Here is a 22,595-nt window from a genome sequence, read left to right on the forward strand (position 1 = left end):
TAAAACAAATTAGTATAAATACCTATAATATATAATATATCATGAATATTTGTGAATCAGTCCCCAATTTTAGCACATCCGATGAGAATATAATTGAAATATTAAAAGGCATAATAACATCAGGCGGAGGTACTTTTCTGGACAGCACATCTGATAGGGACCATAACAGAAGTGTTATAACGTTGATAGCAGATAACGATAGGATTGTACAGATACTGTTTGACCTTGCAAAAAGTGCAAAGGAACTTATAGATATGGAAAAACACAGGGGATTGCATCCAAGAATAGGTGCGCTGGATGTGCTTCCTATAGTTCCAATGGGAAATTCCACCATGAATGAGGCCATAGAAATATCAAATAAACTTGGTTATAGAATAGGTAGCGAGCTTGGCATCCCTGTTTATATGTATGGTGAATCAGCGAAAATTCCGGAAAGGAGGGATATATCATACATAAGGAATATGCATTTTCAGTATGAGGAACTAAAACAGCATATTTTGGAGGAAAAATATAAACCTGATTACGGACCTGCTGTTTTGGGCAGTGCAGGTGCAATGATGGTTGGCGCAAGAAATTTCCTTATAGCCTATAATGTGAATATTAATACAGATGACGTTTCAAAGGTAAATATGATTGTGAAAAAAATAAGATCAGGAAAATATTTTAAGGGGGTAAAGGCACTTGCATTCCCAATTAAGTCAAAGGGTTACACGCAGTTATCCATGAATATATACTGTTATAAATGTTCACCAATTAATAACATATATAATTTTATAGATTCCGAGGCAAAAGGTATGGGATTTGACATAGAATCAAGTGAGATAATTGGTCTCCTGCCTGCTGACGCTGTTGCATTATCCCTTGGAAAATTCATAAAGGCGGATATATCTGGCAAAAATATTTTAGAATATAAAATATTAGGAAGCTATGGAAATAGATGAATATATAAATAATTTAAAAAGCGATTCTGCAGCACCCGGCGGTGGATCTGCATCAGCATTAACATCAATATTTTCAGCATCATTAAATTCAATGGCATCCCTGCTATCATTAAAAAAGGAAAAGCTCAGGGAAAATTACGGGAAATATAATAATATTGTTTTACAGAGCAATAAAATTATAGATGACTTAAAAAGTTTAATGAATGAGGATGAAAAAAATTTTATGGACATAATGGATGCCTTAAGAATTTCCCGTAATGATAAAAACAGGCCCAATAAAATAAATTATGCGGTAAAAAAAAGCATAATAACATCATGGAAAATAGCAATTAGATCATTGATAAACCTTGAAAATGCAGTTTATCTTCTTTATAATGGAAATAAAAATCTTGTTACAGATGATATAACCTCGGCATATATGGCATACTCCTCAATAAATGCATCTCTGGGAAACATCGCCATAAATTTAGGGATATATAAAGGCTCAGAATATATTTTTACAGAAAAATTGAAAATTAAACTGTTTTATGAGGAGAGCCTTAGGATATTTGGAATGGCAGAGTCCTATGAAAAAGATATATTTAAAGCTCTATAGATGAGAAATCAATATCCTTAATTGTATATGCAACAACCCGTGAATCGCTTCTTTCTATTTCGTCCATGCTGGTGAGCTTTTCCATTATACGCAAAAAATCCTGCCTGTTTCTGTTCACGGTCAGAATAACAAAATCAATATCACCCAGTATAAAAAATACTGCAACAACATTTGGAAGTGATTTTAGCTTGTCGCCAATTATCTGTGCATAATCCTTATGATATTTTGTTTTAACAAATATTATGGATATAAAATCAAAATTCAATTTCTCATAATCCAGGAGTGCAACCTGTTTTTTTATTATGCCATCCTCCTTTAGTTTATTTATCCTCTTGCTAATTGCGGAGGCTGAAAATAATCCAACCTTTTTGCCAATTTCCTTTAATGGCACATCACAATCATTTTTAAGAATGGTTAATATTCTTCTATCAAATTCATCCACCATAATGATTAAAAGTTTTATCACTATTTTATATTTTCTATCAATAAATATGTTTTTATGTCAAAAAATTTTGTTTTAATAATAAAAAAGGAAAAATTATTGCTATAAAATACTGTTTCACTTAATCATAAGAATCATTTTATATCATCTTAAGTTTATATTTGTATGGTTGATGAGATTAAGCATTCTTCTGGAACAAATAAATTAAAAAGCAATGCTGTTGGCAGCATTCAGGGAATTTTTCAGTCCTTATCATATGTCGGCCCGGCTGCAGATGTGGCAATTTTATTACTTGGCACCGTTGCATTTGCACTTGTTGCCACACCGCTGGCAATTATAGTGGCATGGCTTTCATACGGTTTATTCATGATAATGCCATATGAATTTTCAAAATACAAGGCAAATGCGGGAAGTTATTATGCATATGCTGCGGGTAGCACCAGGGGTGGCGGCTTCGGACCAATGGCGCTATTTACATGGATGGGTGAGAACTTTACAGGTCAGGCCTTCGGCATACTCGGTTTATCTGCGTTCATATTTGCGATCTCAACCTATATTAGCAATATACCATATTTATGGATCCTCTTTGCTGTAATAATAACACTCTACATGTTTATTCTTCCATATCTTGGAATAAAGGTGTCAACAAATTATATGGCAATTACCGGAATGCTTGAGGTTTTGCTACTTGTCATAGGCTCATTTATAATTATCGCAAGGCTTGGATCGGCAAATACATTAAAGCCATTTTACCTGCCAACAGGCAGTGCCATAGGTTCTTTTTTCTTTGGAGTTATATTTTCCATAGTGGATTTCACCGGACTTGGCACTGTTACAACAATATCCGAGGAGATGAAAAATTCAAAGAGAAACGTGAGAAAATCAATTTTAATTGCATGGCTTCTTGCAGGGCTTGCACTGATACCGGCCTCATATGCCCTTGTTGTTGGATGGGGCCTTCCATCAATATCAGCCTTTGCCAGCGCACCTGATCCGGGACTTATTGTATTCTATAGATATCTTGGACCTGTTGGGTTCATTTTATTAATAATATTCACTACAAATAGCTATTTTTCGTATGCAGTTTCAAAAACAAATGCAGTGAGCAGGATATGGTATTCCGCAGCCAGGGATAGGGTCATATTTCCGGAGTATATTGGTGAGGTGCATAAAAAATACAGAACACCAGGACATGCCATGCTTGTTTGGCTTGCCATTTCATTTGTGCTTGATATAATAACAGGCATATATTTTGGACCTGTGAACGCCGCATTAATTCTTTTAACAATGACGGGCGTATGCATAGTTACAGTACATATAATTGGAAATACATCTCTTACATTCTTTAGCCACACGGTGCTTAAGAAAACAGGGGAATCAAGCATACTGTACCATTATGTTATGCCGACCATTGCAAGTTTTGTTGGGCTTGTTATTATTTATTATACAGTGCTTACAAACATACAGACATATATATCTGATCCAAACACGCTTAATCTTGCGTATTTTATTATAGTTATACTCGCGGTTCTCTGGATAGTTGTTGGTGCGGTTGCGGTTACATTATATTATAAATTTAAAAAACCGGAAGTGCTGCAGAATGCAGGAAATTATGATGCTGAAATGGAAATAAGTGAAAACAGTTAAGGGTGATTAAAATGGAGGTATATAATTTAAGTTATGATGAGGCGCCTGTAATAAAAACAGAGCTGCCAGGTCCAAGGTCAAGGATTGCGTTAAATGAGCAGGACATGCTTGAAACACAGAGCAGAACCTATACAAGGGCATTTAAACTTGCCGTTGATAATGCCAGGGGATCAACAGTAATGGATCTTGACGGCAATATATTTATAGACTGGTTTGCAGGCATTAGTGTTTTAAATCTTGGGCATAACAACCCTATTGTCAGGCATGCAATAGAGGAGCAGCTTGAAAAAATAGTTCATATCAATGAGGTCCCCACGGAGGCAAGAATCAATTTTTTGAAAACTTTAAATTCAGTGCTACCAAAGGAACTTAAGGACCATGCAAGGACAATGTTTACTGTTACCGGTGCCGATGCATGCGAGGCTGCAATAAGCCTTGCCAGGCATGTATCAGGCAAAAAAACCATTGTTGCCTTTGGTGGGTCATATCATGGCGTTGCCGGGGACATTGTGGGTGCAACAGCAAATTATCATTACAGGGATTATGCCGGAATATCCCCAAGGGATATATACCACCTTCCATTTCCTTATCCATATAGATTTCCGGTAAATGTTCCTGAGGAGGATATAAGCAAGGTCGTCATAGAACAGCTTGAATATATAATAAGGGATCCGGCTGCAGGTCCCGGATCAATAGGGGGTGTCCTTGTTGAGCCTGTTCAGGGTGAGGGGGGATACATAGTCCCACCTGATGATTTTCTTCCGATGTTAAGGGAGGTTACTGAAAAATATTCAATACCTCTTATTTTTGACGAGGTTCAGAGTGGAATGGGAAGAACCGGGAAAATATGGGCATCCGAGCATTATAATGTTAGCCCGGATATTATGTGCATATCAAAGAGTGTTGGTGGTGGAATACCAGCATCAATGATTTCATACCGTGCTGATTATGACAGGGATCTGCCTGCAGGCTTTCACCTTGGCACATACCGGGCTAACCCACTGGCACTTGCCGCCGGAACTGCAATTTTAAACTATTTAAAAACAAGTGATATTCTGGACAGGGTGACAGGCAAGGGCAGATATATAAAGAAAAGGTTTGAGGAAATGGCCGGTAAGAATCCATTCATAGGTGATGTTCGCGGCCTTGGCTACATGATTGCTGCAGAGCTTGTAAGGGATAAAGGCACAAGGGAACCTGCCACTGAAATGGCAAATGCCATGAAGGAAACTCTTTTCAGGCATGGACTGCTTATGCTTACATGCGGGCATTATGGAAATGTAATGAGGTATATAGCCCCACTCACAATAGAGGATCATATAATAGAATCTGGACTTGATGTATTCTCTGAATCACTGGATGAGGTCACTAAAAAAATGAAATAGATGGTTACATGCAGCAGTTTAAATTTATGAAATTCTCTGCAAACATTGAGGCGGGGTTTGGATCATTAAAAAATATTGGCGGGCATCTAAAAAATATAGGGATAACCGGAACCGCTGCTGTTATATCGGGAGAAACAGCATTTAAAATAGCAGGTAAAATAGTGGTTGATTCTCTTGAATCCAGTGGATTTTATGTTAACACATTTATTTACGAAAAAATAGAGCCAACACTTAAAAATGCTGAGAATTTGACAGCTATAATTAAAAATTATTCATCAAAAAATGATGTTTTTATAATTGGCATTGGTGGCGGTTCCACACTTGATGTGTGCAAATATATATCTGCTAAACTTGAACTTAATTTTATTGCAGTTCCAACGCTTCTTTCAAGCGATGCAATAGCTACCGGATACTCTGTTTTATGGATTGATGATAAAAACGAGGCATTCCAGACGAAGGCACCCTCGCTTATTGTTGGTGATTATGAAATATTAAAAAACCAGCCAAAAAAATACATTTCTGCTGGGGTTGGTGATATGCTTTCAAAGATGTCTGCACTTTATGACTGGAGGCTTGCCTTCTGGCTTGCAGGTGAAACATATAATGATTTCGCCATGAATGTTGCAAAGGCCACAACCAATTTATTAAAGAAGAGGATTGCGGATGTTGCGGCAATGAATTATATCGGAATAGAAACATTGTTTTTGTCTGAGGTTACAGATGGTTATCTCATGCAGCTCTCTGGAACAACCCGGGTTGCGGCAGGAAGCGAACATTTATTTACCTTCGCACTTGAAAAAATACATGGAATGCCAAATCATGGTGAGTATTGCGGCCTTGGCACCATTATGATGGCATATATACAATCCAAAAAGGATGGCGAGGTTAGGGGCTATTTAAACGATGTTGGTGCGGCCACAACAGCTGCAGACCTGGATATAAAACCCCAAGAAATAATAAAGGCGCTTACAATTGCACATACAATGAGGCCATGGTATACAATACTTGGTATCAACGGCCTTTCAGAGGGTTCTGCCGAGAGGCTGGCAAGGTATACAATGGTTATTTAATTTATAATAATCAATAATAATTAATATAGGATTGCCATATAAACCATGATGGAATTTGTTGATATGCATGAGGATTTCGCGTTTTCTTCATTGCGCGGTGATATAATATCTGGTAACGGCCAGTCTGGAATAAATATGCTCAGGGAATTTGAAAAGGTAACAATATTTTCTGTTATTTTTCCACATATTCCAGCATACACTGATTTGTCAGATGAAATGACAAAGAATTATGGGTTCAAACAGGAAGGAACATATCCAGAGTACAGCATAATGATGGACCAGTTTAAATTTTACTATTATCTTGAGAGATCAGGTTATTTAAGATTGGTAAGAAGATACAGTGATATAAACAATGGAATTAATTTTTTGATTTCAATGGAGGGCACCGATGTTCTGAATCAGCCCGATGATTTATACATATTAAAAAACCTTGGGCTTGGTGCCATTGGATTAACATGGAATTATGATACAAAATTTGCAGCGTCGTGCATGTCCAGAAAGGATTATGGACTTACCGGCTTTGGTGAGGAATTGATTAACATAGCAAACAAGACTGGTATTATTATTGACCTTGCACATGCATCCAGAAAAACCGTTCTTGAAGCCTGTGCGTTAACAAAGGCACCGGTAATAGATTCACATACAAATTTAACAGCGTTAAAAAAACACACAAGGAACATAGATGACGAGGAAATAAAGGCAATTACAGAGACAGATGGTATTATCGGTATAACCGCAATTCCCGCCACACTCAATCATGCCAGTGTTGATGGAATTATAGAAAACATCAATTATATTGGAGACAACTATGGGTGGAGATATGTTGGCATTGGAACAGATTTTCTTGGCATAAACGATGTCCCTGCTGGCTTTGAAAATATAATTAAAATGGAGGAATTAAAATCAAAACTTGATCATTATCAGGATGTATTTTTTAAGAATCCCTACAGGATAATAGAGAAAATTTTGGGATGATTATAATAATTTATTTAAATACATATATATAATTTGGTGATTATTTAAAAAAATATTTAAAATAACATATATTCAACATTTATGGATAAATTCCCAACCTTCCACTGCCTAATAAATCAAAAGGATGAGGGGTATGACGCCGATATACAGCTGTTTTTTACCAGAGAGTATGAACTAGCCATGGAGGTTTCCAGGCTTATTGAGCTGGACAATGATAGCATTCAGTACTCCAGAATTCTGAAATTTATACAGTCTTTTGAGAATTTTTTAATAACCGGTGAAAAACCAGATGATTTTCAGTTCTTAAAGACCCTCCCCTCTGTTAAGGGATGGAAAGACGATTATAATATAATTCAAAGCAGGAACAGGGTTTCCAGGCTTCTCTTCAGGGCCGTATTAAAAACAGTTGAGGTTATGTATTACTATGAAAAAATGTCGAAAAAGGATGATTACAAACACAGATTTTTACCGGAATACTTCGAGGCCTTCTGGATCATGCGCGATGTATTTTATCAGAGGGCCCTTGATACATACAAAAAATAAAATAATTTTATCTAAAATTTTATTATTTTGGATTCCGGCCCAGCGTATTTACCGGGATCCTCCATAAACCTTTTATTTCTTCCGTCACGGTAGTCTTCAGTATTTATTACATCTTCAATATTTTTATATTTTTCTATTTTTGTCCTTACTCTAAATCCGTTTTTAAATCCGAACGGTACAGCCATTATTGATTCCCCCAGATATGGGTCTGAAATAGAATTGGCAGACATTACCGGCATTCTGTTTTCAAGAGATCTTATTTTTATGTACATATGCCATTCCACATTAAAATCATGGCCAATTAATGATGGGTTTAATACAATATCACATCCATTACCTGCAAGGATTTTCATATAGTAAGGAAAATCAATGTCATAGCATACTGCTATTCCGAATTTTAAATCATTATGTGAAAATATGGTGATAATATTTCCACTGTTATAATGAATTTTCTCGTTTCCATACAGCATTATTTTGTCCTGATATCCGGCAATTTTTCCATAATGTACAAAAAATGATCTGTTAAAAAGGCCAGCGTCTGTTTGTATTGAAAAAGACCCGGGAATGAAATATGGTATATTTTCTGTTCCTAGATCCTCTATTATGGATAAAGCCTCTTCCATTGTCAGTTTTTCTGTTATCCACTTTTCCGGGAAGAGTATAATCTCTGAATTTACATTTTTCAATGAGTTTACAGCATTGTCATGTGCCGAATTTTTATCAGTACGCTTTAACTGTATTATTGATGCACCTATCTCAGGCATTTTATACACCCCTGCCTTTTAATCCTGAGAGATAAATAAGCAGTTTTTTGGTCATTACTGGCTTGGGCATAACACCCATATCCTCTGATATATTATTACCGGCAAATATGTAATGATTTGTTATCCTCCCAAAAGGTTCCATTTTATAGGTGTTAACAACAACAAGGTCGGGTACATTTTTAAAATGCGCCATAACATCCTCATTGAAATCTGATGTTAATCTAAACGCAACAAGAAGCCCTGAGAAATTTTCTCTTATAATATTTAACAGTTTTTTAACAGGTTTGAGTTTTATTGTGATTTCCTTATTACTATCATATTTTTCCTCGTTTTTATTAATAACCTCGAAATCCGGCAGTGCAGCGGATACTATAACAATATCATAGTTGTTTTTTAATTCCTTTATAGTATTTGATTTAAACTCATCAAAGGTTTTTGCAGGTATGTAATTTACATAATCTGGCATTGATTCCTCAGAATTCCCTATGTATGTTATTTTATCAGCACCCAGCCTAAATGCATTTCTTGCAATCCAGTAACCGGTAAATCCTGTTCCGTCATTTGTCAGGGACCTTACAGGGTCTATTCTGGCCTCCCCCCTTCCAGAGATAATTAATATTCTCCTTCCTGAAAGTTCATTATGAACACACCTTGAAACATGGTCTATAATACAGTTATTATCGCCCAATTTTGCCTTATCCCCTGAATATACTGGATTTACAATGGAAATACCCATTGAAATCAGTTTATCTATATTTTTTTTATTTACAGGGTTTTCCATCATTGACCTGTGCATGGCAGGTGCTATTAATGTTTTAACATTACTGCCAAGTGCCTGTGAAAAAAATAATGATGGCACCGTGTCTGCTATGCCTGAGGATATTTTACCAATACAGTTATATGATGCAGGAGCTACCAAAAAAATTTTTTTATCGCCATTTTCAGAAAAAATATTGATATGCTCCAATTCTCCTGATATTCTGGTTATCACACTGTTTTCAGATGCCCATTTCATAACCTCGGGGCTTATGAACTGTGCTGCATTAAAGCTCATTCCAGTAATAACCTCTGCACCCTCCCTTCTTAAATTTCTTACCAGATCCGGTATTCTGTATATTGAAATGCTTCCACATAGGGCCAAAACCACAGTATAACCCTCAAGTGTCCTTGAAAAAAGATTTTTATCGTATTCCAGCATGTCCATTATATTATTTCATTTTATACATATTTTTATTTTGACCCAAAACATAATTAAAAATTATTTCTGAATTCTTGAAAGCCGGTAAATATTCACAAACTGAAGCACGAATATGACTATGAACGAAAATGCCATGAGAAATGAATATGTATTTGATTCATTAAAGAGGAATAAAAAGCCTGAAAGGCCTGCTATCAGGACAAAAATAAAGCTTATTGTGGATGATATAATCAGCACATTATCAGAGATTTTAAGCATTAAATAAAATATAATAAATGATGCAAATAAAATCAGAAAGCCAAAGACCATGTGAATCATAATTGGTATAAAGTTAGTCATGGGCATTCTCATGAATCCGTGGGATGTTATTGGCGGAAAATTAACATAAAGATTAATATATATTCCAAGAATAAACTGAATGAAAAGCAGTAAAACTAAACCGCCTGTGAAGTAATATGCGTATTTAAATTTCTCTTCCATATAAATTGCATGCAAGGATAATATATTATTATTTCCAATTTTTTTAATAAATGTTTTTGAATGCATAACATTAATGCCGATTGCATGGACTTCCACTTATTAAATAAACAATTTAATAATTTTGATATATTTTAAAACAATATTATTTAAAATATTATCTACAGTGCAATTTTATACAGATTTATATTTATATAATAACGCATTTAACTAGGTTATGATACCAAAAACAATGTCCACACAGCATCCAGATAATGCAAGGATGCCGGAATGGTCTCATGATAAAGCCATTATAAAAAATGAGGATGAGATCGAGGAAGCATACATAGCATATAAGAAGATGGGAATTCAGGAGGTTATGTGGGATGCTGAGGGAAAGGATGTTGACACACATGTTGTGAGAAAAATTATTTCCAAGGACAACAAATTTTTTAGTGAGAACATTCTTGGAAGGGATATATTTTTAACATACAGGGTTCCAAACCCAAGAATAGAGGGAATAGAAAGGAAAATATTAACTGAAACATTATCAAGCATACCGCTTAATTATGATGTTGGCAACAGGGTTTATATGAATAAGACACCACCAATTTTTGAGGTAATAATACCCTTTACAACCGATTATACCGATCTTTTGGGTGTTTTAAAGTACTATGAAAAGGCCATAGTTGGACAGCAGGATATTAAGCTTTATGACGATGTATATGCAAGGGATGTTACAGGTGAGGTTTACCCCAAAAAAATTAATGTAATTCCATTAATAGAGGATATGGACTCAATATTAAATATAGATTCCATAATTAATGGATATTATAGGGCTGCAGGTCCAGATCACATGAGGGTATTTATAGCAAGATCAGATCCGGCAATGAATTATGGAATGCTTCCTGCCACACTTCTGGCAAAATTTGCGGCCATAAGACTCAGGGAATTAAGCAATAAACTCAATATTAACATTTACCCCATGCTTGGTGCAGGGTCATCACCATTCAGGGGTAACCTTGGCCCGGATAACACGGTAAATGCACTGGAGGAGTATGATTCATACTATACATATACAGTACAGTCCGCGTTTAAATTTGATTATGATATAAACACTGTAAAAAAGGCGGTGTCACAAATTAACCTGCATGATCCAGACTACAGGAAACTGCCTGATAATGTTGATTTAAATATTTTTAAATCCATACTTGACAAATATAAAAAAAGATTCCAGAGGGAAATAGAGGCAATTGCAAGGCCCATAAATGATATTACATTATATTTGCCCAAGAGAAGGGCAAGAAAACTGCACATAGGATTGTTTGGTTACTCCAGGAGTACAGGAAAGGCCGTTCTTCCACGTGCAATATCCTTTGTTGCTGCCCTGTACTCAATGGGGATACCCCCGGAAATACTTGGAATAGCATCCCTGAATGAAATGACCGAACCGGAATATGAATTAATACATAAATTGTATTTAAACTTGAATTTTGACCTGAAGATGAGTGCAAGGTATTTTAATTATGATTCACTAAAATTGCTTAAGGAGATATGGAATATCGATGATGAGATAATAAATATGATAAGATCCGATATGAGATATGTTGAAAATAATATTGGTGTCCCAACAGATAATTCATATGGAATCAGAAAACATCTAATGTACTCATCCCTTACAATGCTGGCATTTAAGGATGGTAAATTTGATGAAATGCGCGATTACATATATGAGATGGGTTTAATAAGAAAATTTTTGGGATGAGAAGAAATGATCAGATTGCCAAAAATAGCTGTTGGTGGAATTATAATAAAAAACAATCAGGTACTGCTTGGGAAACGCAGGGATGAGCCCAATAAAAATAAATGGGCCATACCAGGTGGAAAGGTAAATTTAAATGAAACACTTGAGGAGGCACTTAAAAGGGAAATGCACGAGGAAACCGGGTTGATAATAAAAACTGGAAAACTCATGGCCGTGGCAGAATTCATTAATACAAATTTTCATTATGTAATACTTGATTATGAGTGCATCATAATGGGTGGAAATTTAAAGGCCGGTTCAGATTCATTGGAGATAAAATTCTTCGATATAAACAGTTTAAATGGCAATGAAATAAACGAAACAACAATAGAATTTTTTAATAAAATCAAAACATGCAAGCTGCCGGTTTCAATTGTTCACAGGGAAATATAAAAAATAAAAATTGTGTGACAGAATTAATATATTAAATTAAAATATAATATTTAAAGTTTTCTAATTTAGAAGGCATTTTTTGTCTTTTCAAGTGTTTTAGCTATGCCCTCTTCCTGCTCTGCAAAAGCACAAAGCATTTTTTCTATGTCCTCATGCCCCTCGGCCTTTGCAGCCATTGCAACGTTTGTGTATTCTGATACGTGCTGTTCAGATTCCTCCTTTGCCATATCTGTTATTACCTTTTCCATGCCAGCCCTGTTAAGTGCCTCTGCTATTCCTTTTTCCTGCTCAGAAAATGCGCATAGCATGGATTCAACATCATTATACCCCTCGGCCTTTGCAGCCATTGCAACGTTTGTGTATTCTGATACGTGCTGTTCAGATTCCTCCTTTGCCATATCCTGTACCATCTTGTCAAGCCCATTGTATTTAACTAATGTTGCAAATATGGCCTTTGCGTGTCCAAGCTCCACATTTGCCTTTTCCCTTAATTCTCTAGCCACATCTGCTTTTCCCATTTTCTCGAAATATTCTGCAGACAGCATTAACCTCATATGGTCCTCTGCATTGGCTGTCAATAATTCCTTTAATCCCATTTCTGTTTTTTCTCCAAGTGCTGACATTACTATCGTATAATATTAAGGAATGCTGCTATATAATTTTTTCCTTCATAATTATGAATTATTAATATTTTTATCATAATTTATATTTAATTCGTCACTATGATTTAATTTATTTAAATATAAAAACGAATAATTTGAGGACCTGGGTTTAATTTACCAGTAAAATACAGAATATTAAGAATTATTCATAAAAAAAATTTTTTTTAAGTTATTAAAAATATTAAAATTTATATTAACCTAAGCTCATTAACCCCAGGTAAAAGATTTTTTTGCTGCATTATTCCATAGAAGAATTCTAATCCAGATTTTACATCGTTCAAATTAACATTATATTCTTTGACATCAGCCCCTATTGTACCCTTAATAACATCCTCCTCTATATTGGCATTCTGGATTTCCCTCATAAGTCTTATATCCTCAGGCAAAATTTCATCCATGTGTTCCTCCGCATATTTCTTGCTTTTATTATAAAATTCTTTGAATTTCAATGCTGTTTCCTCGCCCAGATCAGAATTAATAACAACCATTCCCATTGGCATCGGTTTGTTCCCTGATAAATTCTTCCACATATCCCACATGCTAACAATTCTTTTCGGGGTTATTCCCATCTTTTTTAGATCATACATTGCCTTTAACTCATGGACAGCAACCATAACACCGTCCTCATTAACCATGGCATTAATCTCATCAAGAACCCTGTGAACAACAACCAGTTTTTTGTATTTGCCTATAAGCAATTTATACAAATTAAAGGCGGTGGTGTTTAACCCGTGAACAATAATCTTTGAGTTTGGAAGGTCATCCATGGTGATGTCATCCACTGAGAGTACGGGCATGCCTGTAATACCATCAACTGCCGAGGCAACTGCACTTGAAAGTATGTAATAATTATTCTGTATATATGGATAAAGTGCGGCTGAGGGCACAGATATATCAACCTCCCTTTTAACAACCTTATCATTTACCTCCTGAACAGTTGGTATAAACTCAAACTCTATATCAAAATCTGCCGGCCTGACCTTACCAAGTATCATTGGGATAAATGGATAAAGGTCTCCGGAATCTGCCAGTGCTCCAATTTTTATTGTTTCCATAATTAAATATGGATAAACTTTATTTAAATTTTTATTAGAGTTGAATGAATATTTTTATTTAATATTTAAAATAAAAATTATGAAACACATTATATTTAAGCATTTTCCAAAAATATAAAGTAATATAATGTAATAATAACATATTATGGAAAATGAGCATACTATAAATAATAATATAAAAGTGAAAAGCAAGAAACCACGATTGAAAAAAGATCTTACCTTTAATGAAATGCTTATGGTGGGTCTTGTTGGTGCCTTCGGAAATGGGGCTCTTTTTGGAACGATAACCATGATAACATATGCTGGCCCTGAGGCAATACTTGCCTTTGTTCTGGGTGCTGCTATATATTCACTTATAGGTCTTACATATATGGAATTGGGTGTTACATATCCTGAGGCTGGGGGCCCCACAAGGTATTCAATATACACACATGGGCGCTGGACAAATATAATAAATGCAATGTCCGATATTATATGGTATTTATTTATACCCCCAATAGAGGTTATATCAGTAATTGCAGGGGTTAATTATTTTGACCCAATATTTATTGCGGCCAGCGGGGCACCCACATATCTGGGCGTTGGCCTTGGTCTTGCACTCATGCTCGCACTTATACCGTTTAATTATTATGGAATAAAGCAATTTGGCAGGTCTTCGCTTTACATAGGCATAGTAAAAATATTCTTTTATTTATCAATGTCACTTGGGCTTATCTTCTTTGCGCTGGATTATGCCAATTTTTATAAATATGGCTTTGCACCATATGGTGTTGCAGTACCACTATTCTCAATAATGCCATATGCAATGTATGATTTTGGGGCCATAAGGGTAATACCAGACCTTGCAGAGGAAACAAATAATAAGAGCAAGATACCCAGGGCAATAGGCATGGTTTTGCTCTTTGAAACTTTGATATATATAAGCGTGGCATTTGCAATAATAATGGGAACAAACTGGTCACTTATAGGTGTTTCCCCCGGAGATTTCCTGGCCGTTCAGGCAGCATTCCACGGCGATAATCCATTCTTTATACTCGGAAAACCATTTCCCCTGGTGTTCATAGCTGCAGTGGTAACCGGTGTTTTAACACCATTTGTCACAGGATACATATATTTAGGATCTGGAACACGTGTGCTGTTTTCCATGGGAAGATCGGGTTACATATCAGATAAGTTAAAGGGAATTGAAAAAAAGCATTCAATTCCACTTCTTTCCTTGATTGTTTTTGCCGTTGTCGGTGTAATACTTGTATTTGTTACTGCCCCTGTACCGAGCATATACACATTTATAGATGATGCCACTGCTGCAGGCTATATAGGCTTGATAACCAACCCCATTGCATTAATGGTTACCAGAAGACAGGGGATAACCAAGAAAAGCGATATGGTAAGGGGTATGAGCATAATCGCACCACTGGCAACTGCCGGTTCTGCACTTATTGTTTTCTGGACAGGATGGCCATCAGAACCATATGCGGTGCTTTTAATAGCGGCAGGTTCAGTATTATTTGGTATAATATCAAAGGTTAAAATAGGTGCCAAAAATGCATTGTGGTATGTATTTTTTATAGCCTTTATAACATTTATGGTGGCCACAAGCCATGATGGGCTGTCATCTAGTGTATTCCCGCAGTATTTCACATACATGGAGGGGACAATAATTACATTTATAGTGGCTCTGGTTGTAATATACCCGCTTGGGGTTTTATCCGGGTTTAAAAAACAGTTTGTACATAAAAATTTCACGGAGGACATTTATACCAAACAGGGTGCAATGGAATGGGAGGAAAATAAATAAAACTATATTTTAAATAATATTTTTAAGTATTAAAATTTTCATTTTTATAAAATATTTAAATAAAGGTAATATATTTCCATTCAAATGGAAGATCTTGATTCTATGCTTAATGCACTTGGAATAAAAAGTATTGATGAGCTATTTTTGGATATACCGGAGGATCTAAAAGTTAATATGAAGCTTGGTGAACCATTAAGTGAATATGACCTTATAAATAAAATAAAAAAAATTGGGGATAAAAATAAAAGAAATCATCTTATGTTTTTAGGCAATGGCATATATGATAGGTACATACCACACCTTGTTGATGAAATCATATCCAGAAATGAATTTTTAACATCATATACACCTTACCAGCCAGAAATATCACAGGGAATGCTAACAGCATTGTTTGAATACCAAAGCATTATTTCAGATTTAACAGAAATGGATGTCACAAACTCCTCAATGTATGACGGCTACACCGCACTGGGAGAGGCGGTAAGGATGGCATACAGAATAAATGGGAAAAATGAAATTTTAATTCCAGAAAACATTTATAAATCAAAATTAAGCATATTAAATAATTATTCCTATGGACTTAATATAAAATACGTCAAATATGGTTTTGATAGGGACACAGGGTTGGTTGATCTTAATGATATTCAATCAAAAGTCAATGAAAATACATGCGCAATAATAACAGAAAATCCAAACTCCTATGGGCTTATTGATGAAAATGTATTAAGCATAAATGAGGTTAAAAAGAATTCATTGATTATTTCTTATTATGACCCGATATCCCTTGGAATAATTAAACCACCCGGTGAGTATGGGGCGGATATTGCAGTGGCTGAGGGACAGCAGCTTGGCATACACATGAATGCTGGCGGCCCGCTTCTTGGGTTATTTTCATTCAAAAGGGAATATGTCCACAAATCTCCAGGAAGACTAATAGGTGAGGGGGTTGATAAAAATGGCCGCAGGGCATTTGTCATGACATTACAGGCAAGGGAGCAGCATATAAGGCGCGCCAGAGCCATGAGCAATATATGCTCAAATCAGGCACTAATGGCTGTTGCGGCAACAGCATACCTGTCAATACTGGGTTCTTCTGGACTCAGAAAGATTGCCTCAATAACTGTTAATAAGGCAGAAAGGCTTAAATCTGCACTTAAATCCCATGGCATACAAACTGTTTTTAATGGCATTAATTTCTCCGATGTACTCTTTCATTATGGTAATTACAAAAAAATTGCCGAAAATGGGATATCAGGTGGGTTAAGGCTTTCTGATCTCACAAACATAGATTATTATGATGATGCAGTGTTTTTCTCTGTTACAGAAAAAACAGAGGATGAATCCATAAATGAACTTGCCAGAATACTTGGTGATGATTAAAATGTACAGACAGGCACATTATGATGAGGATTTTTTAATAGATTATAATACCGGTAATGACTATTATTTAAATGATTGCAATGCAAATATTCCGGATAAATTAAAAAGGAACAATCTCAGGCTTCCGGATATAAGAAGCTCTGATGTATCAAGGCATTTTACCAAGCTTTCAGAAATGAATTACAGTGTTGATATAGGTACATATCCACTTGGATCATGCACAATGAAATATAATCCAAAGTATAATGATTATATAGCAGGGATTGAAAATTTCACAGAGATGCACCCCCTTGATAATGAAAAAAATATGCAGGGTACACTTGAAATAATGTATGGCCTTCAGGAATATCTTAAAAAGATATCGGGCATGGATTATGTTTCACTGCAGCCATCTGCCGGAGCGCATGGGGAATTTACTGGAATATTAATTGTAAGAAAATATTTTGAGATTAAGGGTGAAATAGGAAAAAGGACTGATATCATCATACCGGATTCCGCCCACGGAACAAATCCTGCATCCGCCACCATGGCAGGTTTTAATGTTATAGAAATCCCATCTGATGATAATGGGTTAATAGATTTGCATGCCCTTGAATCTGTTGTTTCTGATAAAACAGCGGCCTTCATGATAACAAATCCAAATACCCTTGGGATCTTTGATGATAACATAATAAAGATTTCTGAAATACTGCACCGCCATGGAGCAATGCTGTACTATGATGGTGCCAATTTTAATGCAATACTGGGGATAACAACACCAGGAATTATGGGGTTTGATATTGTTCATTTTAATCTTCATAAAACATTTGCAACACCGCATGGGGGTGGCGGCCCTGGTGCAGGCCCTGTTGCCGTCAGGGCTTACCTAAAAGATTTTCTTCCTGTACCGGTAATTGAGAAAAATGAGAATTATTATTATATGAACTATAATTTAAGGCACACAATCGGCAAAATATCATCCTATTATGGCTCTTTTTCAATTCTGTTACGCGCATATTCATACATTTTAAAAAACGGGGATAACCTGAAGATAAATACACAGAGGGCTGTATTAAATGCAAATTATATGGCAAATCAGCTGTCAGGGTTTTATAAAATACCATACAAAAAACTTAAAAAACACGAGTTTGTGCTTTCAACAGATGGTACAGGCAAAAAGGCACTGGATATATCCAAATATATCCTTGATTTTGGTGTTCATTCACCAACAACATATTTTCCATTAATTGTTAAGGAGGCAATGATGATAGAGCCAACAGAAACAGCCACAAAAAAGGATATAGATTTTTATGTTTCTGTTATGAAAAAAGCACTTGATGCATCTGATGACGAATTAAGGGCAGCACCATTAAATACCTCTGTTTCAAGAATCGACGAGGTTGCTGCAGCCAGAAATTTAAAACTTAAATGGTAAATTTTTAATAAAAAATAAAATAAATATTTAAATTTAGGCTGCAGCAAATTTGAAAAATCAAAAAACATTATATAAAGATAATATATATATGAAATGTTATGAAAATTGATGAAATTAGTGAAAAGGACTCAACAGTAGATATCCTTGTAAAAATTTTATCCATTGATAAGAGAACAGTAAATACATCCAGGGGTGAAACCACATATTATTATGGATTAATTGGTGATGATACGGGTGTAATCCCATACACTGCCTGGGAATTTCCCCAGGTGATAAAGGCAGGTGATGCTGTCGAAATAAAATATGCAAGGGTTAAGGAATATAATGGAAGATTGAGAATTTATATTGATTCAAGAACAGAGGTAATTTTAAAACCAGGAGAAAACATAGAGGTTAAAAATACATACAAGGAGGTAAAACTTCAGGATATTTCATCCAAAACACCATTTGTCTCAGTAACCGGTATGGTTTCTGGAATAACAGAACATGAATACCAAAAATCAGGAGGCAAATTTATTCTATACTCCGGTTTTATTGAGGATGATACATCAAAGGTTAGAATTTCATCATTTGGAAGACCCCTTGAGAATGGAAAAATATACTCCATTAAGGGTGCAAGGGTATCAGAATTTAATGGCCAGATGGAGATATCTGTAAGTGATAAAACAACATTAAATGAGATTCAGGGGTATAACATAAATCTTGAAAGAAATTACAGAATATTTGAGATAAAAAATCCCGCCGGGAGTATAAACATAATGGCCTTTGTAATCACACTTGGAACCAAGAGCGGGATAATAAAAAGATGCAGTGTGTGCAATAAACCATTAACAACAGGTGTATGTCCTGATCATCCAGATGCCAAAACCATTCTGGATATTTTTACCTATTTTACTGTTGATGATGGAACAGGCCATATTCAGGCAATAGCAGGAAAGAATGCCATACTGCCTGTTCTTGGCATAAGTGAGGATGAGATTGTAAAAGTTGCAGGTGATATATACAATAGACTTTATGAAAAATTATATGGGCATGCATTCAAGATGAATGTGGATTTTGTCATGAATGATAATTCATTATCTCTCAGGGTTAATAAAATACAGGAGATACAGAACAGTGATGTAAGGCAGGACCTAATTGAACTGGAGGTGTGAATATGGCTATAATCGAAAGACAGAAGAGGGAAAAGGCAAACTGGATATTTTCAAGGGAATTAAAGGATTCAAATGTGCTTGAGGGCGAGGATAAAAGACCGTATGTAATAACACCTCTGGGAACAAGGGTAAAAAGGGTGTTAATAACCGGCCGCATAACGTTCAAAAACAGCGATGAAAAGATGGTTAAAATTACACTGGCAGACTATATCGGTTCATTTTACATAACAGCCTTTAAAAGCGGATTTAACAGCGATATGGCAGAGGAGGTTGATAAATACAATGTAAATGATACAGTTGTGATAATGGGAAAGGTGAGTGCATTTAAAACAGAGGATAATGTATTTTATTTTTCAATTAATCCTGAAATGATTAAGCCAATATCAGAAATAGAAAGATACTTCTGGGGTGAGAGAAGCTTCTATATTGCCAGAAGAAAAATATATGCAATCAGGGAAATTAACAAGGATGAAGAGGCCAACGAGGAAACGTTAATAAAATTGGGTTATACAAGGGAGGAGGCAGAGGACGCAGTTAGATCCAAAAATTATTATAAGGATTATGATTTTAATTCATACCTTTCTGCAATTTCGGCAATAAATTATGAGATGCCCTCAAATGAGGTGGTAAAAACAGAAACAGGCGGACAGGAAAAATTAATACCTGATGTTGAGGGTTTCATACTTGATTATATAAAAAATAATGATGACGGCCCGGGATGCAGGTATGATGATATAATCATCGCCGCAAAAAATGAGGGTATAACACAGGAGCAGGTGGATGAAACCCTGAATCTACTGGGATCAAATGGGGATATATACGAGGTTTCATTGAAAAGATATAAGGCATTATGAAATAATAACTCCATAAATATTAAAATATAATAAAAACATTATATATTTATGGCAACAAAAGATGAAGTATTATCATGGTTTCAGAATGGTGATGATAATGCACAGAAATTAATAGACCTGAAATGGAAGGTTTCTCAGGTTGGGCCATACACGGTTCTTCAAAATGATAAGATACCATTTACAATGTTTCTTACATTTAATGACGATAACACATTAAATTTATTGATCAGAACAGGCATTGAGACCGCAACAATAGATAACCAGGAGAGATTGACAGTTTACAGGGTTCTGCTAATACTTAATAAACGTGTGGAAATGGTTAAATTTATGCTTGACGGAATAAACGAGGAGGTCGTTGCAAGGGAGGATATGGTTACAGACACCTTAACCAAGGATGAGATAAATGCAGGTTTAAATGCAATACTAACCGCCTTTTATTTAATGGTTCAGGCCCTTCATCTCGAGGATCAGTTTAATTCACAGATAATTGAAAGAACATACATGATGATAAAAAATATGGCTGATGAGGGTAAGTCAAGGGACGAGATAAAGGATTATTTAAAGAAGACAATAGGTCTCAGGGATGAGGATGCAGAAAAATTAATAAGTGAGGTACTTGATGCTGACAAGGCTCCATCAAATATGTATCAGTGAGGGAAAATTTTCATTTAACCCTGCAGCAGTTAATTCAGGGTCTGTACCTGCAACCTTAATTATATTATTTATTATATTCTTTCTTGTTTTATTTATCATAGTATATTACATTGCAAAGATAATAACATCCCAGAGGTCTAGAAGATATACCGGTGCTGAATCGTTAATTAATAAAATAGGCATAGCACAGTCTGAAATTAACAAAAATGAAACCGGTACGGTTACTGTTGATGGTGTTCCATGGGAGGCAGTAAACATTGGTGATGAGGTAATTAAAAAATACGATAACGTTGTTATAAAGGATAGGCGTGGAGTTAAACTGCTTGTTAAAAAATTGGGTAAAAATATTTTGAGGTAAATATAAACAGAAAATTTTGAAAAAAATAATATATGGCTATCAATTACAGTATTATGGGAGAAACTCTTGCCGAAATTGAAATATCCAAGGATGGCGAAATATACTATGTAAAAATGACACTGCCCAGCGGTGAAGTTGTTAACATGGAAAATGAAAGCTTTGAGGAGATATTGGAACAGATTGCAAACGACCTTGAGGACAGATATCCATCATGATGCGGGGATGGCCCAGAGGTACGGCGGCAGCCTGCTAAGCTGTTTCTCAACAGAGAGCATGGGTTCGAATCCCATTCCCCGCGCTTTTTAGTCGTGTAAAAAAATCTTAAATATTGTTTTAAAATGGATTTTTATGAATATTTTTATCGCTGGAATTGGACCGGGCATGGGAAGTGCAATAGCCGTAAATTTAAAAAATCAGGGGCACAATATTTTTTTATGTTCCAGAGGTGAGCTTGTAATAAAACTGGCTAAAGAACTTAAATGTAATTATGCCAGATGCGATATAAAAGATTATAATTCGCTGGAAATTGCAATAAATAGGGCATATAATGTACTGGGAGGTCTTGATGCTGTCATAAATGTTTCCGGTAATTACTTTTCTCAGGAACCTGTGGAAAGTTATGATGTAAAAGAATTTGTGGATGCACTGGAAAACAATGCGATCACATTTTTCAATATAATTAAGGCATCGCTTAATTATCTAAAAGAATCCAGAGGAACTGCCATAGGATTCTCAGCGGCAGAAAATGTTTATCTAAATTCAAATCCAGGATATGCAGCAGGCAAGGGTGCGGTTTATTTTATGACAAAGTATCTTGCACATTCCCTTATTCAATATGGAATAAGAGTTAATTCGATAGCACCGGGTTTTATTGATAAGGAAAATAACCCAAATTCCGGCAGGGCTGGTGCCACCGGTAGATACCCGCCAGATGGGGTGCTTGATGCCATTAATATGCTTTTGCATAATAATATGATTACAGGTGAAGTCATAAGGGTTGCAGGAGGCCATGACATTGATGTGGGTTCAGGTTTATAGTTCACTTATAAAGTT

24 protein-coding genes and 1 tRNA gene are annotated in these 22,595 nt (G+C 35.5%); 19 read left to right on the top strand and 6 right to left on the bottom strand.

Annotated elements, in window-relative coordinates; genetic code table 11:
• Positions 1-41 precede the first annotated feature (41 nt).
• Both ftcD and QXW15_RS03905 read left to right on the top strand, forming a co-directional pair.
• Positions 42-941 carry a glutamate formimidoyltransferase gene (gene ftcD / locus QXW15_RS03900; RefSeq protein WP_342790004.1) on the top strand — a complete coding sequence of 300 codons (900 nt, stop codon included), beginning with the start codon at positions 42-44 and terminating at the stop codon, positions 939-941.
• Entirely contained in the window at positions 928-1,536 is a 609-nt protein-coding gene (locus QXW15_RS03905) for a cyclodeaminase/cyclohydrolase family protein (protein ID WP_048101540.1), read from the top strand. The genes ftcD and QXW15_RS03905 overlap by 14 nt, the downstream gene beginning before the upstream one ends.
• Here the strand turns inward: QXW15_RS03905 and QXW15_RS03910 are convergent.
• Positions 1,523-1,981, bottom strand: coding sequence for an Lrp/AsnC family transcriptional regulator (locus QXW15_RS03910; protein WP_052656751.1), 459 nt, complete (start codon positions 1,979-1,981; stop codon positions 1,523-1,525). The genes QXW15_RS03905 and QXW15_RS03910 overlap by 14 nt on opposite strands.
• A gap of 162 nt (positions 1,982-2,143) precedes the next feature.
• On the opposite strand from QXW15_RS03910, the gene QXW15_RS03915 reads away from it, so the two are divergent.
• From QXW15_RS03915 to QXW15_RS03935, 5 genes are all read left to right on the top strand, one after another.
• The gene (locus QXW15_RS03915; protein WP_048101542.1) at positions 2,144-3,625 is read left to right on the top strand and encodes an APC family permease; all 1,482 of its coding nucleotides are present in this window, start codon (positions 2,144-2,146) and stop codon (positions 3,623-3,625) included.
• Positions 3,626-3,636: 11 nt separating this feature from the next.
• A complete protein-coding gene (locus QXW15_RS03920; protein WP_287950077.1) occupies positions 3,637-5,010 on the top strand; it encodes an aspartate aminotransferase family protein in 1,374 nt (457 codons plus the stop codon).
• Positions 5,011-5,018: 8 nt separating this feature from the next.
• Positions 5,019-6,080: a sn-glycerol-1-phosphate dehydrogenase gene (locus QXW15_RS03925; protein ID WP_287954269.1), complete on the top strand. Its 1,062-nt coding sequence runs from the start codon at positions 5,019-5,021 to the stop codon at positions 6,078-6,080.
• Positions 6,081-6,128: 48 nt separating this feature from the next.
• On the top strand, positions 6,129-7,055 hold the full coding sequence (locus tag QXW15_RS03930) for a membrane dipeptidase (RefSeq protein WP_048101545.1): 927 nt from the start codon (positions 6,129-6,131) through the stop codon (positions 7,053-7,055).
• A gap of 81 nt (positions 7,056-7,136) precedes the next feature.
• On the top strand, positions 7,137-7,598 hold the full coding sequence (locus QXW15_RS03935) for a hypothetical protein (RefSeq protein ID WP_055032522.1): 462 nt from the start codon (positions 7,137-7,139) through the stop codon (positions 7,596-7,598).
• An 11-nt stretch (positions 7,599-7,609) separates the two neighbouring features.
• On the opposite strand, the gene QXW15_RS03940 is transcribed toward QXW15_RS03935, so the two are convergent.
• From QXW15_RS03940 to QXW15_RS03950, 3 genes are read right to left on the bottom strand one after another with little or no spacing between them, the layout of a single operon-like run.
• Complete coding sequence (locus QXW15_RS03940) at positions 7,610-8,362, bottom strand: carbon-nitrogen hydrolase family protein (protein ID WP_048101825.1); 753 nt, start codon at positions 8,360-8,362, stop codon at positions 7,610-7,612.
• A 1-nt stretch (position 8,363) separates the two neighbouring features.
• Entirely contained in the window at positions 8,364-9,566 is a 1,203-nt protein-coding gene (coaBC, locus tag QXW15_RS03945) for a bifunctional phosphopantothenoylcysteine decarboxylase/phosphopantothenate--cysteine ligase CoaBC (RefSeq protein ID WP_231563418.1), read from the bottom strand.
• A gap of 54 nt (positions 9,567-9,620) precedes the next feature.
• Positions 9,621-10,040 carry a hypothetical protein gene (locus QXW15_RS03950; RefSeq protein WP_054964344.1) on the bottom strand — a complete coding sequence of 140 codons (420 nt, stop codon included), beginning with the start codon at positions 10,038-10,040 and terminating at the stop codon, positions 9,621-9,623.
• 214 nt (positions 10,041-10,254) lie between these two features.
• On the opposite strand from QXW15_RS03950, the gene ppcA reads away from it, so the two are divergent.
• Together ppcA and QXW15_RS03960 are read left to right on the top strand one after the other, a co-directional pair.
• Positions 10,255-11,781 (top strand): phosphoenolpyruvate carboxylase, encoded by a 1,527-nt coding sequence (gene ppcA / locus QXW15_RS03955; RefSeq protein ID WP_055040910.1) that lies wholly within the window; start codon positions 10,255-10,257, stop codon positions 11,779-11,781.
• Between the two features lie 6 nt (positions 11,782-11,787).
• Entirely contained in the window at positions 11,788-12,213 is a 426-nt protein-coding gene (locus QXW15_RS03960) for an NUDIX hydrolase (protein ID WP_048101549.1), read from the top strand.
• A gap of 65 nt (positions 12,214-12,278) precedes the next feature.
• On the opposite strand, the gene QXW15_RS03965 is transcribed toward QXW15_RS03960, so the two are convergent.
• Together QXW15_RS03965 and QXW15_RS03970 are read right to left on the bottom strand one after the other, a co-directional pair.
• Positions 12,279-12,836, bottom strand: a complete 558-nt coding sequence (locus QXW15_RS03965; protein ID WP_048101550.1) for a hypothetical protein — start codon at positions 12,834-12,836, stop codon at positions 12,279-12,281.
• Positions 12,837-13,063: 227 nt separating this feature from the next.
• Positions 13,064-13,930, bottom strand: a complete 867-nt coding sequence (locus tag QXW15_RS03970) for an MqnA/MqnD/SBP family protein (RefSeq protein WP_054963780.1) — start codon at positions 13,928-13,930, stop codon at positions 13,064-13,066.
• 145 nt (positions 13,931-14,075) lie between these two features.
• Here QXW15_RS03970 and QXW15_RS03975 point away from each other — a divergent pair, with 145 nt between their 5' ends.
• The 10 genes from QXW15_RS03975 to QXW15_RS04020 all read left to right on the top strand — a co-directional run bounded on the left by QXW15_RS03975 (position 14,076) and on the right by QXW15_RS04020 (position 22,580).
• Entirely contained in the window at positions 14,076-15,728 is a 1,653-nt protein-coding gene (locus QXW15_RS03975; RefSeq protein ID WP_048101552.1) for an APC family permease, read from the top strand.
• A gap of 84 nt (positions 15,729-15,812) precedes the next feature.
• Positions 15,813-17,108: an aminomethyl-transferring glycine dehydrogenase subunit GcvPA gene (gene gcvPA / locus QXW15_RS03980; RefSeq protein ID WP_048101553.1), complete on the top strand. Its 1,296-nt coding sequence runs from the start codon at positions 15,813-15,815 to the stop codon at positions 17,106-17,108.
• Position 17,109: 1 nt separating this feature from the next.
• The gene (gene gcvPB / locus QXW15_RS03985; protein ID WP_055040872.1) at positions 17,110-18,522 is read left to right on the top strand and encodes an aminomethyl-transferring glycine dehydrogenase subunit GcvPB; all 1,413 of its coding nucleotides are present in this window, start codon (positions 17,110-17,112) and stop codon (positions 18,520-18,522) included.
• A gap of 98 nt (positions 18,523-18,620) precedes the next feature.
• Entirely contained in the window at positions 18,621-19,676 is a 1,056-nt protein-coding gene (locus tag QXW15_RS03990) for a replication protein A (protein WP_048101554.1), read from the top strand.
• A gap of 2 nt (positions 19,677-19,678) precedes the next feature.
• A complete protein-coding gene (locus tag QXW15_RS03995) occupies positions 19,679-20,530 on the top strand; it encodes an OB-fold nucleic acid binding domain-containing protein (RefSeq protein ID WP_055041046.1) in 852 nt (283 codons plus the stop codon).
• A 48-nt stretch (positions 20,531-20,578) separates the two neighbouring features.
• Positions 20,579-21,184 (top strand): hypothetical protein, encoded by a 606-nt coding sequence (locus QXW15_RS04000; protein ID WP_048101556.1) that lies wholly within the window; start codon positions 20,579-20,581, stop codon positions 21,182-21,184.
• On the top strand, positions 21,150-21,542 hold the full coding sequence (locus tag QXW15_RS04005) for an NfeD family protein (protein WP_048101557.1): 393 nt from the start codon (positions 21,150-21,152) through the stop codon (positions 21,540-21,542). The genes QXW15_RS04000 and QXW15_RS04005 overlap by 35 nt, the downstream gene beginning before the upstream one ends.
• 53 nt (positions 21,543-21,595) lie before the next feature.
• Entirely contained in the window at positions 21,596-21,757 is a 162-nt protein-coding gene (locus QXW15_RS04010; RefSeq protein WP_169749806.1) for a hypothetical protein, read from the top strand.
• Between the two features lies 1 nt (position 21,758).
• Positions 21,759-21,840: transfer RNA gene (locus QXW15_RS04015), tRNA-Ser, on the top strand.
• Between the two features lie 50 nt (positions 21,841-21,890).
• Positions 21,891-22,580 carry an SDR family NAD(P)-dependent oxidoreductase gene (locus tag QXW15_RS04020; RefSeq protein ID WP_048101558.1) on the top strand — a complete coding sequence of 230 codons (690 nt, stop codon included), beginning with the start codon at positions 21,891-21,893 and terminating at the stop codon, positions 22,578-22,580.
• Positions 22,581-22,595 lie beyond the last annotated feature (15 nt).

This window comes from Acidiplasma sp., assembly GCF_038728925.1.
GTDB classification, from domain to species: domain Archaea; phylum Thermoplasmatota; class Thermoplasmata; order Thermoplasmatales; family Thermoplasmataceae; genus Acidiplasma; species Acidiplasma aeolicum.

Coding starts and splice junctions, on each gene's coding strand:
- QXW15_RS03925 (WP_287954269.1), top strand. CDS start 5,019: ATGCAGCAGTTTAAATTTATGAAATTCTCTGCAAACATTGAGGCGGGG.
- QXW15_RS03950 (WP_054964344.1), bottom strand. CDS start 10,040: ATGGAAGAGAAATTTAAATACGCATATTACTTCACAGGCGGTTTAGTT.
- QXW15_RS03905 (WP_048101540.1), top strand. CDS start 928: ATGGAAATAGATGAATATATAAATAATTTAAAAAGCGATTCTGCAGCA.
- QXW15_RS04005 (WP_048101557.1), top strand. CDS start 21,150: ATGCTGACAAGGCTCCATCAAATATGTATCAGTGAGGGAAAATTTTCA.
- QXW15_RS04010 (WP_169749806.1), top strand. CDS start 21,596: ATGGGAGAAACTCTTGCCGAAATTGAAATATCCAAGGATGGCGAAATA.
- QXW15_RS03960 (WP_048101549.1), top strand. CDS start 11,788: ATGATCAGATTGCCAAAAATAGCTGTTGGTGGAATTATAATAAAAAAC.
- QXW15_RS03990 (WP_048101554.1), top strand. CDS start 18,621: ATGAAAATTGATGAAATTAGTGAAAAGGACTCAACAGTAGATATCCTT.
- QXW15_RS03975 (WP_048101552.1), top strand. CDS start 14,076: ATGGAAAATGAGCATACTATAAATAATAATATAAAAGTGAAAAGCAAG.
- QXW15_RS03920 (WP_287950077.1), top strand. CDS start 3,637: ATGGAGGTATATAATTTAAGTTATGATGAGGCGCCTGTAATAAAAACA.
- QXW15_RS03910 (WP_052656751.1), bottom strand. CDS start 1,981: ATGGTGGATGAATTTGATAGAAGAATATTAACCATTCTTAAAAATGAT.
- QXW15_RS04000 (WP_048101556.1), top strand. CDS start 20,579: ATGGCAACAAAAGATGAAGTATTATCATGGTTTCAGAATGGTGATGAT.
- QXW15_RS03915 (WP_048101542.1), top strand. CDS start 2,144: ATGGTTGATGAGATTAAGCATTCTTCTGGAACAAATAAATTAAAAAGC.
- QXW15_RS03970 (WP_054963780.1), bottom strand. CDS start 13,930: ATGGAAACAATAAAAATTGGAGCACTGGCAGATTCCGGAGACCTTTAT.
- QXW15_RS03935 (WP_055032522.1), top strand. CDS start 7,137: ATGGATAAATTCCCAACCTTCCACTGCCTAATAAATCAAAAGGATGAG.
- ftcD (WP_342790004.1), top strand. CDS start 42: ATGAATATTTGTGAATCAGTCCCCAATTTTAGCACATCCGATGAGAAT.
- coaBC (WP_231563418.1), bottom strand. CDS start 9,566: ATGGACATGCTGGAATACGATAAAAATCTTTTTTCAAGGACACTTGAG.
- QXW15_RS03965 (WP_048101550.1), bottom strand. CDS start 12,836: ATGTCAGCACTTGGAGAAAAAACAGAAATGGGATTAAAGGAATTATTG.
- QXW15_RS03940 (WP_048101825.1), bottom strand. CDS start 8,362: ATGCCTGAGATAGGTGCATCAATAATACAGTTAAAGCGTACTGATAAA.
- QXW15_RS03930 (WP_048101545.1), top strand. CDS start 6,129: ATGGAATTTGTTGATATGCATGAGGATTTCGCGTTTTCTTCATTGCGC.
- ppcA (WP_055040910.1), top strand. CDS start 10,255: ATGATACCAAAAACAATGTCCACACAGCATCCAGATAATGCAAGGATG.
- gcvPB (WP_055040872.1), top strand. CDS start 17,110: ATGTACAGACAGGCACATTATGATGAGGATTTTTTAATAGATTATAAT.
- QXW15_RS04020 (WP_048101558.1), top strand. CDS start 21,891: ATGAATATTTTTATCGCTGGAATTGGACCGGGCATGGGAAGTGCAATA.
- QXW15_RS03995 (WP_055041046.1), top strand. CDS start 19,679: ATGGCTATAATCGAAAGACAGAAGAGGGAAAAGGCAAACTGGATATTT.
- gcvPA (WP_048101553.1), top strand. CDS start 15,813: ATGGAAGATCTTGATTCTATGCTTAATGCACTTGGAATAAAAAGTATT.